The sequence below is a fragment of the Paenarthrobacter sp. 10N417 genome (assembly GCF_056394745.1).
The window spans coordinates 49,401-63,424 of sequence record NZ_JBFTIL010000013.1; the positions used below are offsets into that span (position 1 = coordinate 49,401).

17 protein-coding genes are annotated in these 14,024 nt (G+C 63.0%); 13 read left to right on the plus strand and 4 right to left on the minus strand.

Features of this window, described 5'->3' with window-relative positions; genetic code table 11:
• The first annotated feature begins 5 nt into the window (after window positions 1-5).
• Window positions 6-467: a DUF1579 family protein gene (locus AC1DCM_RS16355; RefSeq protein ID WP_477519025.1), complete on the plus strand. Its 462-nt coding sequence runs from the start codon at window positions 6-8 to the stop codon at window positions 465-467.
• Window positions 468-515: 48 nt separating this feature from the next.
• Here the strand turns inward: AC1DCM_RS16355 and AC1DCM_RS16360 are convergent, their stop codons facing one another.
• On the minus strand, window positions 516-833 hold the full coding sequence (locus AC1DCM_RS16360) for a hypothetical protein (protein ID WP_477519026.1): 318 nt from the start codon (window positions 831-833) through the stop codon (window positions 516-518).
• Between the two features lie 92 nt (window positions 834-925).
• Between AC1DCM_RS16360 and AC1DCM_RS16365 the strand changes: the two genes are divergently transcribed.
• A complete protein-coding gene (locus tag AC1DCM_RS16365; protein WP_477519027.1) occupies window positions 926-2,041 on the plus strand; it encodes a helix-turn-helix transcriptional regulator in 1,116 nt (371 codons plus the stop codon).
• On the opposite strand, the gene AC1DCM_RS16370 is transcribed toward AC1DCM_RS16365, so the two are convergent.
• Window positions 2,038-2,304: a MoaD/ThiS family protein gene (locus tag AC1DCM_RS16370; RefSeq protein ID WP_442005778.1), complete on the minus strand. Its 267-nt coding sequence runs from the start codon at window positions 2,302-2,304 to the stop codon at window positions 2,038-2,040. The genes AC1DCM_RS16365 and AC1DCM_RS16370 overlap by 4 nt on opposite strands.
• A gap of 4 nt (window positions 2,305-2,308) precedes the next feature.
• Window positions 2,309-3,433 carry a GTP 3',8-cyclase MoaA gene (gene moaA, locus AC1DCM_RS16375; protein WP_477519028.1) on the minus strand — a complete coding sequence of 375 codons (1,125 nt, stop codon included), beginning with the start codon at window positions 3,431-3,433 and terminating at the stop codon, window positions 2,309-2,311.
• 204 nt (window positions 3,434-3,637) lie between these two features.
• Here moaA and AC1DCM_RS16380 point away from each other — a divergent pair, with 204 nt between their 5' ends.
• From AC1DCM_RS16380 to AC1DCM_RS16420, 9 genes are all read left to right on the plus strand, one after another.
• Complete coding sequence (locus tag AC1DCM_RS16380; RefSeq protein ID WP_477519029.1) at window positions 3,638-4,369, plus strand: response regulator transcription factor; 732 nt, start codon at window positions 3,638-3,640, stop codon at window positions 4,367-4,369.
• Complete coding sequence (locus AC1DCM_RS16385) at window positions 4,356-5,570, plus strand: sensor histidine kinase (protein WP_477519030.1); 1,215 nt, start codon at window positions 4,356-4,358, stop codon at window positions 5,568-5,570. Before AC1DCM_RS16380 ends, AC1DCM_RS16385 begins: the two co-directional genes overlap by 14 nt.
• On the plus strand, window positions 5,567-7,153 hold the full coding sequence (locus tag AC1DCM_RS16390) for a molybdopterin-dependent oxidoreductase (RefSeq protein ID WP_477519031.1): 1,587 nt from the start codon (window positions 5,567-5,569) through the stop codon (window positions 7,151-7,153). Before AC1DCM_RS16385 ends, AC1DCM_RS16390 begins: the two co-directional genes overlap by 4 nt.
• 71 nt (window positions 7,154-7,224) lie before the next feature.
• Window positions 7,225-8,457, plus strand: coding sequence for a molybdopterin molybdotransferase MoeA (locus tag AC1DCM_RS16395; protein ID WP_477519032.1), 1,233 nt, complete (start codon window positions 7,225-7,227; stop codon window positions 8,455-8,457).
• Entirely contained in the window at window positions 8,445-9,023 is a 579-nt protein-coding gene (moaC, locus tag AC1DCM_RS16400) for a cyclic pyranopterin monophosphate synthase MoaC (RefSeq protein ID WP_477519033.1), read from the plus strand. Before AC1DCM_RS16395 ends, moaC begins: the two co-directional genes overlap by 13 nt.
• A complete protein-coding gene (locus AC1DCM_RS16405) occupies window positions 9,020-9,523 on the plus strand; it encodes a MogA/MoaB family molybdenum cofactor biosynthesis protein (RefSeq protein ID WP_442005784.1) in 504 nt (167 codons plus the stop codon). The genes moaC and AC1DCM_RS16405 overlap by 4 nt, the downstream gene beginning before the upstream one ends.
• Window positions 9,513-9,968: a molybdenum cofactor biosynthesis protein MoaE gene (locus AC1DCM_RS16410; RefSeq protein ID WP_442005785.1), complete on the plus strand. Its 456-nt coding sequence runs from the start codon at window positions 9,513-9,515 to the stop codon at window positions 9,966-9,968. The genes AC1DCM_RS16405 and AC1DCM_RS16410 overlap by 11 nt, the downstream gene beginning before the upstream one ends.
• Before the next feature lie 75 nt (window positions 9,969-10,043).
• Window positions 10,044-10,802 carry a 4-hydroxy-tetrahydrodipicolinate reductase gene (gene dapB / locus AC1DCM_RS16415; RefSeq protein ID WP_477519034.1) on the plus strand — a complete coding sequence of 253 codons (759 nt, stop codon included), beginning with the start codon at window positions 10,044-10,046 and terminating at the stop codon, window positions 10,800-10,802.
• 4 nt (window positions 10,803-10,806) lie between these two features.
• Complete coding sequence (locus AC1DCM_RS16420) at window positions 10,807-11,295, plus strand: hypothetical protein (RefSeq protein WP_442005787.1); 489 nt, start codon at window positions 10,807-10,809, stop codon at window positions 11,293-11,295.
• On the opposite strand, the gene AC1DCM_RS16425 is transcribed toward AC1DCM_RS16420, so the two are convergent.
• Window positions 11,271-12,506: a heparan-alpha-glucosaminide N-acetyltransferase domain-containing protein gene (locus AC1DCM_RS16425; protein WP_477519035.1), complete on the minus strand. Its 1,236-nt coding sequence runs from the start codon at window positions 12,504-12,506 to the stop codon at window positions 11,271-11,273. The genes AC1DCM_RS16420 and AC1DCM_RS16425 overlap by 25 nt on opposite strands.
• A gap of 215 nt (window positions 12,507-12,721) precedes the next feature.
• Here AC1DCM_RS16425 and AC1DCM_RS16430 point away from each other — a divergent pair, with 215 nt between their 5' ends.
• Window positions 12,722-13,033, plus strand: coding sequence for a hypothetical protein (locus AC1DCM_RS16430; protein ID WP_442005789.1), 312 nt, complete (start codon window positions 12,722-12,724; stop codon window positions 13,031-13,033).
• A gap of 74 nt (window positions 13,034-13,107) precedes the next feature.
• Entirely contained in the window at window positions 13,108-14,019 is a 912-nt protein-coding gene (dapA, locus tag AC1DCM_RS16435) for a 4-hydroxy-tetrahydrodipicolinate synthase (RefSeq protein WP_223936573.1), read from the plus strand.
• The last annotated feature ends 5 nt before the right edge of the window (window positions 14,020-14,024 follow it).

Below are 14,024 nucleotides of genomic sequence, written 5' to 3' on the forward strand. Positions count from 1 at the left end.
TCGTGATGGATCTGCCCCCCAAAGGACACGCCGCAGGACTGCTGAAGGACTTCATCGGACATTGGCGGGGCATCACGGAAATAGCACAGTCTCCATGGGGTGCGGCGCGCACTGCTGAGGCCGAAGCCGTTTTCACAGAAGCCGCTGGGGGCTACGCCGTCGTGCAGAGCTACCGGCACCGTGAACCGGATGGAACGCACTTTGAAGGGCACGGGATGTTCACCGTGGATCCCGTCCATGGGGACACACTCTGGTATTACGTGGACAGCATGGGCCGGCCACCAACTGCCCCGGTGCGCGGCACATGGCATGGCGGGACGCTGACGGTGGAACGGCGAACGCCGGAGGGGGTAGCCCGGCACACCTTTCGTGTTGAAGATGGCGTCCTGGTGCACACCGCGGAACTGCGCCTTGAGGGCACAGCCGAGTTCAGTCCCTTGCTCAAGAGTGTGTTCCGGAAAACCTGACGGCGGCCCGAGGAAACTGCCCAGCGTCCGGCCAGGCAGGAGCTGGCGTCAATAGGATCCTGTGTACACCGTTTCGGCTATCCGCGTCTTTGGTGCGCCTTGGAGGGCCGGGGCGTTGGCTGGGGAGCTCCAGACAGATGCGTGCAGTCGCTCCACCATGTCCGTTGCCTGCTCTGCACGCTCGAAATCCATTTCAACCAGCACGTAGCGGGGATCCTCCATGGGCGTCCCCACCCGGAACTGCTTTACTCCTGAGGCGGCGCGGTCCAGGGGGTCACGGTCGAAGGCGGCTTTCCACTGGGTAAAGTCCTTGATTCCGTGTTCGATGTACAGGGTGTACATGGCATTCGCTCCTGTGTAGTTCACGTTGGTGCTGCCAGCTTAGGTGCCGATGACAGGCGCTGATATCCCAGATTCATGGGGGTCCGGAACCGCCGGCAGCGGCGCATACTGGCTCCATGGCCAGCACATGGGCAACCCACCGGACACGGGAACGGATTGAGGACTTGTTTCTCGCCGCTGGGGACGACCATGCCCTTCGGGAGGCTGCCGTGGCGGAGCTCCGGCACGCGGTGGGCTTCAGCGCTTTCGTCTGGCCGCTTACTGATCCCGAGTCGGCAACCGGTGTTGCGCCCATGGCGGCGGTGCCGTGCCCCAACGAAGTGCCGCTGGTCATCAAAGCCAGATATGCCAGCCGAATAAACCGCTGGACCGTCCTGTCCGAAGCCGAACGGCCGGCTGCCTCACTCTTTGCGGCCACAAATGGAGATCCCACCCGACACCCGCTCTGGGACACCATCCTGCGCGGCTACGGAGTGGGAGACATAGCGTCACTGGCATTGGCGGACCAGCACGGTATCTGGTCATGGCTTGATCTCTGGAGGGAGGACACAGATCCTGCGTTCAGCGAGGAGGAGCTCGACTTCCTTGTTTCGCTCGCGCCGGCAATGACCCGCGGACTGCGCCGCAGCCGGGCCCGGCAGTTCGCCGCATCTCCTGTTGGGTCGAAAGGGTCCATGCCCGCCCAAGCGGTTCTTGTCATGGACGAAGACATGCAGGTCCTCGGGCAGACAAGCAGCGCCAGCAACTGGTTATCCCTTCTGCAACGGGCGCCCCGGCCCCACGCCGGAATCCCGGCAGAGGTATATAACGTGGTGGCGCAGCTGTTGGCCAAGGAAGCACATATAGACAATCGTGCGTCTGCAGCCAGAATCCATGTCGGTGGAGGGCAGTGGGCCTCGTTGCGGGCCGCCCGGATGGACAGTCCCACTCACTCGCCACATGGTCCGGCCATCGCCGTCACCATCCAGGAGTGCCTGCCCGCAGCCCGGCTTGGCGTGTTCGTTCGGGCCTACGGATTGACGGCACGGGAAAGGCAGGCGTTGGCCCTGTTGGCGGCAGGCATGGAGAACGAGGTCCTCGCCGGCCGGATGCGGATCTCGCCCCTAACCGCACAGGATCATTTCAAGAGCATCTTCGCGAAAACCGGAATGCACAGCCGTGCCGGCGTTCTGGCGTTGGCACTCGGAAGCGCCGCAGCCGGTGAATCCACGTTTGTTGACTCCGCCGTTTAGCCGCCTGCGAACGGAGGAAGGACGTCGATAACGTCCTCGGCACCCAGGGGAGCAGAAGGGTCTCGAACCGCAATTTCGTTCCTGAGGAAACTGCTGCGGGCCACGATGCGCGCAAGCGTTGGTGTCCCCTCCGGAGGCAGAGGACGTTCGACGGCGAGGGCAGCTTCCAGCAACGCCTCGAGGCTGGATCCTTCCGGGAGCGGGTGGATCTCCTCTTCTACACCTGCAGCGGCGCGTGCGGCAGCGAAGTAACGTACAAGCAAGGGTTCAGCCTCCGATTGCGCTCATACTGCGGTCCGGCTGCACGAAGTCCGGTGCGCCGAGGCCGGTGTGGTCCATGCCGTGGGCTTTGGGTTTGACCCACATGGCGTCCTGCCAACGTTGGGCAAGCTCGTCATCCGTTGCGCCCTGGCGAAGCAGTCCGAGGAGGTCGAACTCCTCACGGGAGAAAAGGCAACTCATGATCTTGCCTTCAGCGGTAATGCGGGTCCGGCGGCAGTCTGAACAGAACGGTTCGGTGACCGATGCGATGATACCGACTGTACCGAGGACCGGCCCTGTGGCTTCATCGGGTGCCTGGTCCCGGCGTCGTACTTCAAAACGTTCGGCAGGGGCACCGTCGCGTTCCCGCGGATCCCGGCTGAGGACAAAGTCCTTGGACAGCAGTTCCCGGATTTCAGCCGCAGTGATCATGTTGCGCCGGGTCCAACCGTGGTCCGCGTCCAGCGGCATCTGCTCGATGAAGCGGAGTTCGTATCCACGGTCCAAGGCCCAGGCGAGGAGGTCCGGAGATTCGGCATCGTTGATGCCCCTCATCAGCACGGCATTCAACTTGACCGGACCAAGACCGGCAGCCCAGGCGGCGTCCACGCCGGCGAGGACACGGTCCAGGAAAGGCCGGCGCGTGAGCTTGGTGAAGGTTTCTTCGTGAAGCGAATCAAGGGAGACGTTGATCCGGGTGAGACCCGCGGCCTTGAGGGCAGCGGCCTTCTTGTCCAGGCCCACGCCGTTGGTGGTCATCGAAATGGGAAGTTCGGGGTGCTCGTGCCGGATGCCTGCTATGACGTCCACCAGGTCCGCCCGGACCAACGGCTCACCGCCAGTGAGGCGCAGTTCCCGCACGCCCAGGGCGTTAACGCCTACACGCACAATCCGAATGATTTCGTCTTTGGTCATCACCGCCTGCTTGGAGAGCCATTCCAACCCTTCGGCGGGCATGCAGTATGTACAGCGGAGGTTGCACTTGTCCGTCAGGGACAGGCGCATATCAGTCGCCCGGCGGCCGTAGCGGTCCCATAAGCCCGTGGGCGTGCCAGCCGGACGCGGCGGCGGAACCGGGCCGCCTGCAGCGCTGCCCGAAGGAGGCACAGGCATGCCTAGCTGAACACTCATAAATTCAGGCTACGCCACCATGGCGTGAAGAGTGATACCAGCTACATTCCGTTTCACTCATCGGACGCTTCGTTGAGGTGCCCCGAAGGTTCCCCGGGACATGTCCTTGCCGTACTCAGTTCTTACGGAATGCGTACATTCGCGCGGAAGTGACCTGTATCCGGTGCCGGGCAGCGCCGGCGTACCTATGCTGAAAGCGTGAGCATGCAATCGGCATCATCAGCGGCAGAGCCTGGCAATCGCCGCATCCTCCTCGTCGAAGACGAGCAGACCATTGCCGATGTTGTCCGCGACTATCTCCTGCAGGCCGGATTCCAAGTGGACATGGCCGGGGACGGGTTCACGGCACTTAGGCTCGCCGCGACGCGCCAGCCGGATCTGGTGATCCTGGACCGTATGTTGCCAGGACTGGACGGCGTGGAATTGTGTCGCCGGCTCCGCCAAAGCATGAGCGTGCCGGTCATTATGGTGACGGCGCTGGGAACCGAAGATGACCGCATCCTGGGGTTGGAGATGGGTGCGGACGATTACGTCACCAAGCCGTTCTCGCCGCGGGAGCTGGTCCTGCGCGTTAAGTCTGTGCTTCGCCGCAGCGTCAAGGAATTCTCTCCCGAACCACCTGTCGAACTGGCAGGCTTTGAACTGGATCCCGCATCCCGGACCGTCACTCACCGTGGAACGCCGCTGACGTTGACAGTGCGTGAATTCGATCTCCTGGCCTTCATGCTGCGCAGGCCCAACCAGGTTTTCAGCCGGGAAGAACTCATCAAGGCAGTCTGGGGCTGGGACTTTGGCGATCTTTCCACCGTGACCGTCCATGTACGGCGCCTCCGCGAGAAGATCGAGGACAACCCCACCAAACCTGAGCTCCTCAAGACGGTTTGGGGCGTTGGCTACAGATTCGACGCCAAGGAGGATGGCCATGGAGGGTACTGAGCTTGCCACCATCCTTGCCTGGGTGCTCCTGTGGGCAGTGGTTATCGGTGCCATCACGCTGGTGCTGTTACGCGTCCTCCGGCGTGCCTCGGTGCTGGCCCAGATTTGCTTGGTTGTGGTGGCTACCGTGGCTGTCCTTGTGGCAGGCATGGTCAGTGCTTTCAACGCCATGTTCATTTCTGCCCGGGATCTTGAGGTCATGTGGTACATCCTGGCCATGGCTTCAGCAGTTGCAGTGGCGCTATCGCTCGTATTGGGAGCCGGGGTATCCCGGAATGCGGCGCGCCTTGTAGCCGTGGCCAGGAGACTCGGCCGGGGCGAAACCCTGGACCACAACAGTATGGATGGAAAGCGGGCCGAGCCTGCCATGACCTCAGAACTCGCTGAACTGGCTCAGGAACTGGAGGCCAGCAGCCGAAACCTGGCGGAATCGCGGGCAAGGGAAGCCGCCATCGAAACCGCGCGGCGCGAACTCGTCTCGTGGATTTCGCACGACCTCCGCACCCCACTTGCCAGCATGCGCGCCATGACCGAAGCCCTCGAGGACGGCATGGCCGCCGATGTCCCGGAGTATTACCGGAAGATCATCGGCCAGACCGAACAAATGACCGCCATGGTCAACGACCTCCTGGAGTTGTCCAAGATCCAGGCCGGAAGCCTTCGCTTGCGCGCCGAATCGCTGGACCTCTATGACCTTGTCAGCGATGCGTTGTCCGATCTGGCGCCGTTGGCCGCCCAACGCGGCATTAGGCTCACCGGCGGCGGAGACCGCGAATGCATGGCCGTAGCCGACGGACCCAGCATGGCCCGGGCTGTCCGGAACGTGCTGCTCAACGCGATTATTTACAGCAGGCCGGACACCGAGGTACACATCAGCGTTGGGCGTGACAACGGAAACGCTGTGGTCGCCGTGGAAGACCACTGCGGGGGCATCCCGGAGGAGGACCTTCCCCACCTGTTCGAAACCGGCTGGCAAAAGGACCCTTCTCGGGGGAGCCCGTCGGGAGCGCAGGGAAGCTACACAGGGGCAGGAATCGGATTAAGCATGGTGTCCGGCATCGTGAAAGCGCACGGGGGAGCTGTGAACGTGGAAAACGTCGACGGCGGTTGTCGGTTTGCGCTGTCGCTTCCGGCTGGCTCCCTTCCGGAGGGCTCCCTTGCGGCAGGATCTGCCGTGGATCGCCAAGGAGGCGCAGCATGAGAAAGCCTGGATTCTGGGCAGCGGTTGCCGGGGTGGCTGCCGGGGCAGCAGGCATTGCTGCAGGCGAGTTGAGCGCCGGCTTCCTCAGCCCCCTCGTTTCGCCGGTGACGGCCCTGGGCGGTGCCGTCATCGATTCCGTTCCTCCCGGGGTGAAGGACCTCGCCGTGCAGCTCTTCGGGACGGCGGACAAGATCGTGCTGGTCGCTTCCATCCTGATTGTGGCCGTGGTTCTGGCTGCCCTGGCCGGGATTCTGGAGCGCCGTCGAACCGGATTCGGACTCGTTTTGGCGGCCTTGGCCGGCGCGGCGGGCCTAAGCGCAGTCCTGACCCGGGCCCAAACGACACCGCAAGCCGCCATCGCGCCCATCGTGGCCGCCGTCGTCACCATGCTGCTGCTCCGCATGCTGATTCGCCGGCTGGGCACCTGGGTGCCGCCGCGTGAAGCGTCATCCGGCGTGGTGTCATCTGCTGAAGGGTCCACAGCCAGTGCCTCACCCTCGCCGGAGCCTGCCCCTCTGGCAAGGCGGAGCTTCCTGAACGCACTGGCGGTCACATCGATTGCGGCAGCTGTTGGCGGCGTTGTCACCAGCGTCCTCACGCGCGCGACGGCCGTGGCTTCCGGTTTCAGGGGCTCATTAACGCTGCCAGCTCCGGCGACAACCCAGCAGGCGATCCCTAACGGGGCTTCACTGCCGCTGGAAGGGATCAGCCCCTTGGTGACACCGAACCCTGATTTTTACCGTATCGACACTGCATTGACCGTTCCGGCCATCGACCCTCCAGCGTGGAAATTGAAAGTGACCGGAATGGTGGATCGCGAGATCGAACTCGATTTCGCGACGCTCCTCACCAAGCCGATGACGGAACGGCACATCACTATCGCGTGCGTGTCCAATGAAGTAGGCGGCGATCTCATCGGCAACGCCCTGTGGCTCGGCTGGCCTGTGCGGGAGCTCCTGGCCATGGCGGGTCCCAAACCAGGAGCGGACATGGTGCTGTCCACCAGCAACGATGGCTTTACAGCAAGTACGCCGCTGGAAGCGCTCACGGATGACCGCGATGCCCTCCTGGCCGTTGGCATGAATGGCGAGCCGCTGCCCCTGGAACATGGATTCCCAGTGCGGATGATCGTGCCCGGACTCTACGGCTTCGTCTCGGCAACCAAATGGCTCACCGAACTCAAGGTCACCCGTTTTGCCGACGATACGGCTTACTGGACTCCCCGCGGCTGGAGTGATCACGGCCCCATCAAGACGCAGTCCCGGATCGACGTTCCGCGCAGCGGCCGCACGGTCAAAGCAGGCAAAGTGCAGTTTGGTGGTGTCGCTTGGGCCCAGCACCGCGGTGTTGACCATGTGGAGCTCCGCGTCAACCGTGGTCCTTGGCGCCAGACGATGCTTGCACCGGGGATATCCACGGATACCTGGTACCAGTGGCAGCTGGGACTTGATCTCACGCCCGGCAACTATGAAGTCCAGGTGCGTGCCACTGACTCCACGGGCAAACCACAGACCGAAGACCGGACCCCGGTAGCTCCCGACGGCGCCACCGGGTACCACACCATCAACGTGAAGGTCACTTAAGGCCCTACTCTGGGTACGTCCGGATAATCTCCGGCCCCGAGCGTGACCACACAGCGTGACCACACAGGAGGATGTCCTTGCCCAGATCCGTTGCTGCCCATCGCGACGCCGTGGTGGAACTACTGAGCGGTCCAGCCGCGACCACGTCAACTGAACAGCTGCCGCTACTGGAAGCCCTGGGCAAGGCGCTCGCCGTCGACCTCCAGGCGCCACTTTCCCTGCCGCCATTTGCCAACTCCCAAATGGACGGCTTTGCCGTCAACTCTGCCGACATTCCCGACGGCGGCGCGAAGCTGCGCGTGGCGGCGCCGGTTCCAGCTGGGGCGGCTCCGGAGGCCTTGAAGCCAGGCTATGCCGTGCCCATCATGACCGGCGCCATGATTCCCGAGGGTGCCGACGCCGTGGTTCCCATTGAGCGGGCGCGTCCCAGCACTTTCCCGAATCCTGAGGCCAGGGACGTTGAGGTTGATCTGCCCGCCACTGCTCCGGGCACCTATGTTCGAAACGCCGGCAGCGACATCCAGGAAGGGGAGTTGGCCCTTCCCGCGGGGACCTGTTTAGGACCAGCGCAGCTCGGCTTGTTGGCCGCACTGGGCCTGACCGCCGTCGAAGTCCGCAAGCCATTGCGCGTCCTGCTGGTTACCACGGGCGATGAGGTGCTGGAACCGGGCCGGAATCTCACGCCCGGCAAGATCTACGACTCCAACGGAATCCTCCTGGAAGCCTCCATGCGCCAAGCGGGTCTTGACGTGGTACGAAGCGGAATCTCCGATGACGATCCCGCACGATTGCTCGCAGTACTTCGCAACCACGTCGGAAGCGAAGACGGCAAGCACCCGGTGGACCTGATCGTGACCACCGGTGGCGTCAGCAAGGGGGCGTACGAGGTTGTCCGCCAAGCCATGGCCGCCCAGCACGTGGAGTTCCTGCCGGTGGCGATGCAGCCCGGGGGACCACAAGGAATCGGCCGCTTTGAAGGTGTTCCGTTCCTCGGCTTTCCCGGCAACCCTGTCAGCTGCCTTGTCTCCTACGAAATGTTCCTGCGCCCTGCCTTGTCGCTGATCCACGGTGTCCCGGCACCGCGGCCAGTACAGCGGGCACGCTTGGCAGAACCCCTGCGCTCACCCGAGGGCAAGCATCAAGTGCGCCGCGGAACAGTGCTGCCTGACGGCTCCGTTCGAATGGAAGGTGGCGCGGGAAGCCACCTGATGCACGCCTTGGCGCGATCGAACGCCCTGGTGCAGATCCCCAGCGACGTCACGGAACTCGCGGAGGGAAGCGAAGTGGAAGTATGGATGCTGTGAATGAAATTCCCACGAACACGTCCGGCAACAGCGGCGGCCTGACCCATCTCCGGCAAGACGGTACTGCCCAGATGGTGGATGTCTCAGAGAAAGCAGTTACCACCCGTGAGGCAACTGCCACGGCCACGGTGCGCAGCACTGCCGAAGTCCTGGCGCTTCTCGGCGCTGGCGAATTACCCAAGGGCGACGCGCTCGCAGTGGCGCGCGTGGCAGGGATTATGGCCGCTAAGAAGACACCGGAACTGATCCCGCTGTGCCACCCGTTGCCGATTTCCAAAGTCACCATCGATTTTGAGTTGGGAGTTGACTCGATCGAAGTACTGGCTACCGTGAAGACTCGCGGTGTCACCGGCGTCGAAATGGAAGCGCTCACCGCCGCCTCAGTGGCCGCCCTGAGCGTCTACGACATGATCAAAGCCGTGGACAAGCACGCAGTCCTGACAGATATCCAGGTGCTGGCAAAAAGCGGTGGCAAAAGTGGGGATTGGAAACACGATGACTGGGGCCGGGGCAGCGCAGCCCCGGAATCCGCCCCGCAATCCGCCCCTGAAGGAGCCCAAGCATGAGTGCGTGCGAACCCAACGCCCACGGGCCGCGGAAGGCCGGCGTCGTTATCGCCTCCACCCGTGCGGCAGCGGGAATCTACGCCGACGAAACCGGCCCCGTCATCATGGACTGGCTCAAGGAGCATGGCTTTGATGCCTTCCCCACCATGGTGGTGCCGGATGGTGAGCCCGTTGGCGCGGCTTTGAGGGCGCTCCTGACGCAGCAGCCCGCTGTCGTCATCACCAGTGGTGGAACAGGCCTGAGCCCGGACGACCAGACGCCGGAAGTGACGTTGCCGCTGCTGGATCGCGAGATTCCGGGCATTATGGAAGGCATTCGGCGGGCGGGCACTGCAAAGACGCCCATGGCAATGCTGAGCCGTGGGCACGCAGGAGCAGCGGGAAAGACATTCATCATTAACTTGCCCGGCTCCCCGAAGGGCGTCATGGATGGATTGACTGTCCTGGATCCGGTGATCGGGCACCTTTGCGATCAATTGGAAGGAAGCCATGGGCACTGAAACAGACTTTGAAGTTGTTAGCGCGGTCCTGAGCGCCGAGCCTATCTCCGTTGACCAGGCAATTGCCGCGGTGGAGTCTGACACCGCCGGGGCAGTAGTCAGCTTCAGCGGCGTGGTGCGCAACCACGATTCCGGTAAGCCCGTGGACCGCCTGAGCTACAGCGCCCATCCCACAGCGCACCGGATCATGTCCGACGTCGTCGCGCAGCTGGTCGCGGAGCACTCCGGCGAAGCAGAACAACCGGTCAGGATTTGGGCCGCGCACAGGATTGGGATGCTGGAGATCGGTGATCCCGCGCTGGTGTGTGCCGTTGCGGCCGCCCACCGGGGCCAGGCGTTTGCCGTTTGTGCCGAACTCGTGGACCGGGTCAAAGCTCAGGTGCCCATTTGGAAGGAACAGTTCTTCAGCGACGGCACGGTGGAATGGGTCGGGGCCGGGGAGTAAGCGGGAACGGCCCAGGAGAGTAAGCGCGGAGTCACGGTTCCTGCCGTACCCCGGCCCGGCGGTAGGGTTAAAGGCATGACCGAACAACTTGCTGTTGCAGTGCTGGGCGCCTACGGGCGCATGGGAATTGAAGCCGTGAAGGCTGTTGAAGCAGCCGACGATATGAAGCTGGTAGCGGCTCTCGGTCGCGGCGATTCCCTGCAGACACTGCTCGACACAGGTGCCAAGTACGTTGTGGACCTGACTGTTCCTGACACTACCGAGGCCAACGTGCGCTTCGCGGTTGAGCATGGCATTCATGCAGTGGTTGGGACCACGGGTTGGGATGGACAACGTCTTGGATCGTTGCGAACCCTCTTGGAACAGAAGCCGGAAACAGGCGTTCTGATCGCCCCGAATTTTGCTTTGGGTTCTGTGCTGGCGTCGGCATTTGCGGCGAAGGCTTCGCAGTACTTCGAGTCCGTGGAGATCATTGAACTGCATCACCCGAACAAGGTAGACGCTCCTTCAGGTACCGCCGTGCGTACGGCACAGCTGATTGCCCAGGCCAGGCAGGAAGCCGGTGTGCCAGCAAGTCCTGACGCTACGGAAACGTCCCTGGACGGCGCCCGGGGCTGCGACGTGGAGGGTGTACGCGTCCACAGCGTGCGGCTCCGCGGGCTGGTGGCGCACCAGGAGGTGCTCTTCGGCGGGCCTGGTGAACAGCTGACGTTGCGCCATGATTCCTTCGACCGTGCCTCGTTCATGCCTGGTGTCCTGCTCGGGCTTCGCAAAGTTGCGGACCACCCAGGCTTGACCGTGGGCCTGGATGGCTACCTGGACCTGGGGCTCTAGGACCATGGGAACTCTTTGGGAGTCTGTGAAGAAGAACCGCACCAAAATCTGGGTTGGTGCCATCACCTTACTGTTGGTGCTGTATCTGGTGGTTTCCCTCCAGCGGTCCATCCTGTTGCTTGGTGATCCCAATCTGGTGGCAAAGGGCATCGGCGCTGCTTACCTTGTTTTGCCCATGATTGGCGCTTGGGCGCTCATTCGTGAGCTGTTGTTTGGCGCGAGAACCGAACAGATGGCCAAGGTTTTGGAGGCCGAGGGCGGACTGCCTGTGGATACCCTGCCGCGCACGCCCGGTGGCCGCATTGTCCGTGCTGCCGCGGACGCCGAGTTCGAAAAGTACCGTGAGGAGGCCGAGGCAGCGCCGGGGGATTGGCGTTCCTGGTTCCGGTTGAGCTGTGCCTACGATGCCTCCGGAGATCGCAAACGTGCCCGCGCTTCAATGCGCGACGCCGTGAAACTGTTCCGTTCTCAGCCCACGGCAGCCGGGCGGTAACTGCCCAAACGCGAGGCCTGGTGGGCCAGCCACTCCAGAGGTCCCCGGCGTCGTAAGAGGGCAAAGCACACGCCGATGCTTACGGCGGCCAGCGCCTGTGTCCAATACATTCCTTCGTCGGTCCACCCCACTGGCAGTGGCTTGTTGTGGAAACCGGAGACCACCCACACGTGGAGTGAATACAACGTGAGGGTCATGGCACCCGGACCGCTGAGGAGTATGAGGAAGTTGACCTTGATGCGTTCGGCCAGCGTGCCGAGCATCAGGAAGAACCCGACGACGGCGGCCGCTACCCCGCCGGTATGAAGCAGGTCCAGGGTGGTGCCGGCATGTGGTGCCGCGCTTGCCAGCCACCACCAGGAATCCACCTGCTGCAATCCGGTCAGATTCACCTGGAGCATGCTCTCGAGCGGGTATCCGCGTGTTCCGGGAAGTGCTTCGAGGGCGGCGCGACCGCCCCATACCTCCATGGCCAGGGTTCCTGCGATTTTCGCCAAAGCGGCCACGGCGAATCCGCAGGTGAAGAGCAGCAACTGGACGTTCGCCGTCGTGAGCGCCAAGCGTCCGATCGCCAGTCCGATCAGCAAATAAGCGATCCACTGGAACACGGGGTAGTAGCCAGTGAAGAACAGGTCCGCGACAAGGCGTCCCGGCGTCTCCAGGTCCTCGCTGTTTGGATTGTGGCCCAACTGCAGGGGAGGGGTGGCGTCGAGAAGCCAGGGGCGGACGACGTAGGCGATCAGGGGTGACACCAGGACCCAGCCGAGCGCCCACAAGAAGAGCGCTTTCAGTCGCAATCCCAGAAACGGCAGGATGCACAGGAACAGGACGGCATAGTGCACCAGGATGATTGCGATGTTGACGTCCAGACCCCCAAGAGTCAGCCCGACGACGGCAATCACCAAGGCGCGCATTGCAACACCGCTTCTGGCCGCCCAGAGGTCCATGCCTTGGCGCGGCTCCTGTTTCCCGGTGGTGAGTGCCAACCCGATTCCGGCGAGGACTGCGAACAGCGCAGCGGACCTGCCCGAGAAAACCAGTCCCACCCAGGTGGGTTCCCACTGGGGGGAGGGGCCGAAGGTCGGCATCAGATGCGTGGCCATCATTCCCAGCAGGGCCAGGCCGCGGGCGGCATCAATGCCCGTAAGGCGGGTGGAGACTTTGCGTCCCCTGGGCACCTTCCGGGCTGGCGCCGTCTCTTGCGAAGTCATGCTGCGATCGTCTCACAAGCGACTATGGCCCCGCTGTGAAGCGGGCTGTAAGCATCTTCGGGGCAGGTGGCTCATAGCGGAATTGCGGGCGGCTCCGGCTCAAGGGCCTTGTCTTCGAATATATGTTCTAATAACATGGCTGCATGAACGATGCTCCAAGTCCTCTGCCTCCAAATCCTCGGCCTCAAAATCCTCGGCAAGGCCTCCACGGACCCATGAAGGCGATGAGTCCGGGTGTGGTCGACTTCCTCTTCAGGCAACTCGTGGCAGGCGAGCCGCCAGAGGACGTCCAGTGGCGCAGCGAGGGCACGGTCCTGATCGAGCAGCCGCCGGGTGCTGAGCTTGCACGTCGCCTGGCTGAAACAGACCTTGAAGCCCTCACACCAAGGGAACTCTTCGACTACGTCCGCGCTTCCCAGCGCTTGGTTGCGTGGGCGGAACAGCTGAAGGAAAAAGCGGTGGCGCAGTATTGCTCGGAGGGGACGGCGAGTTCGGAGGGGACGCTGAAGACGCCCAAGCCCGCATAGTCAGCAGTGCCGATGACGACCATCACGCGGAACCCATTCCCGGAACATGGCCGTGACAAGGTAACGTTTTTCTTATGTCTGACTCCCGCGCCCACATTCCCGCACTTGGTACCCTGTTGACCGCCATGGTCACCCCGTTCACCGAGGATGGCAAGGTCGACTACGACCAAGCTGCAGCATTGGCGGAGAAGCTGGTCCAGGACGGTTGCGACGGACTCGTGGTCACCGGTACCACTGGAGAGACCTCAACCCTTACTGACGAAGAAAACCTCGGCATGTTCCGTGCGGTCAAGGAAGCCGTGGGGGGCAAAGCTGCCATCATTGCCGGAACCGGCACCAACGACACCGCGCACTCGGTGCACCTGTCCCAGCGTGCGGCACAGATTGGCATCGACGGCCTTCTGATCGTCACTCCTTACTACAACAAGCCCAGCCAGGCCGGCGTTCGGGCCCACTTTGAGACGATTGCGTCCTCTACGGACCTGCCGGTCATGCTCTACGACATCCCCGGACGCTCTTCCATTGCCATCGCTCCCGAGACCATGATTGGGCTTGCGAAGCACCCGAACATCGTGGCCGTGAAGGACGCGAAGGCGGACTTCGCCGCAGCCACCCGCGTCATGGCCGAGACTGATTTGGTCTTTTACTCCGGCGACGACGGCCTCACACTGCAGTGGATGGCGCTCGGCGCGGTAGGCCTCGTGGGCGTAACCACGCACGTGGCCACCCGACGTTTCCGCGAACTCATTGACGCTGTCAATGCCAATGACCTCGCCAAGGCGCGGGCCATCAACTTTGAACTGGAACCCGTGGTGCGTGCAACCATGACGCGGGTCCAAGGCGCTGTAGCCGCCAAGCAGATTCTCAAGTGGCAGGGAGTCCTGCCCAACTCGGTTGTCCGTTTGCCCCTCGTGGAGCCGGACGAGGCCGAGATCCAAACCATCCGCGGGGATTTGGCGGAAGCCGGAATGGACTTCAACGTCTAGGACGG

Coding starts and splice junctions, on each gene's coding strand:
- AC1DCM_RS16355 (WP_477519025.1), top strand. CDS start 6: ATGGATCTGCCCCCCAAAGGACACGCCGCAGGACTGCTGAAGGACTTC.
- AC1DCM_RS16365 (WP_477519027.1), top strand. CDS start 926: ATGGCCAGCACATGGGCAACCCACCGGACACGGGAACGGATTGAGGAC.
- moaA (WP_477519028.1), bottom strand. CDS start 3,433: ATGAGTGTTCAGCTAGGCATGCCTGTGCCTCCTTCGGGCAGCGCTGCA.
- AC1DCM_RS16380 (WP_477519029.1), top strand. CDS start 3,638: ATGCAATCGGCATCATCAGCGGCAGAGCCTGGCAATCGCCGCATCCTC.
- AC1DCM_RS16385 (WP_477519030.1), top strand. CDS start 4,356: ATGGAGGGTACTGAGCTTGCCACCATCCTTGCCTGGGTGCTCCTGTGG.
- AC1DCM_RS16390 (WP_477519031.1), top strand. CDS start 5,567: ATGAGAAAGCCTGGATTCTGGGCAGCGGTTGCCGGGGTGGCTGCCGGG.
- AC1DCM_RS16395 (WP_477519032.1), top strand. CDS start 7,225: ATGTCCTTGCCCAGATCCGTTGCTGCCCATCGCGACGCCGTGGTGGAA.
- moaC (WP_477519033.1), top strand. CDS start 8,445: ATGGATGCTGTGAATGAAATTCCCACGAACACGTCCGGCAACAGCGGC.
- AC1DCM_RS16405 (WP_442005784.1), top strand. CDS start 9,020: ATGAGTGCGTGCGAACCCAACGCCCACGGGCCGCGGAAGGCCGGCGTC.
- AC1DCM_RS16410 (WP_442005785.1), top strand. CDS start 9,513: ATGGGCACTGAAACAGACTTTGAAGTTGTTAGCGCGGTCCTGAGCGCC.
- dapB (WP_477519034.1), top strand. CDS start 10,044: ATGACCGAACAACTTGCTGTTGCAGTGCTGGGCGCCTACGGGCGCATG.
- AC1DCM_RS16420 (WP_442005787.1), top strand. CDS start 10,807: ATGGGAACTCTTTGGGAGTCTGTGAAGAAGAACCGCACCAAAATCTGG.
- AC1DCM_RS16425 (WP_477519035.1), bottom strand. CDS start 12,506: ATGACTTCGCAAGAGACGGCGCCAGCCCGGAAGGTGCCCAGGGGACGC.
- AC1DCM_RS16430 (WP_442005789.1), top strand. CDS start 12,722: ATGAAGGCGATGAGTCCGGGTGTGGTCGACTTCCTCTTCAGGCAACTC.
- dapA (WP_223936573.1), top strand. CDS start 13,108: ATGTCTGACTCCCGCGCCCACATTCCCGCACTTGGTACCCTGTTGACC.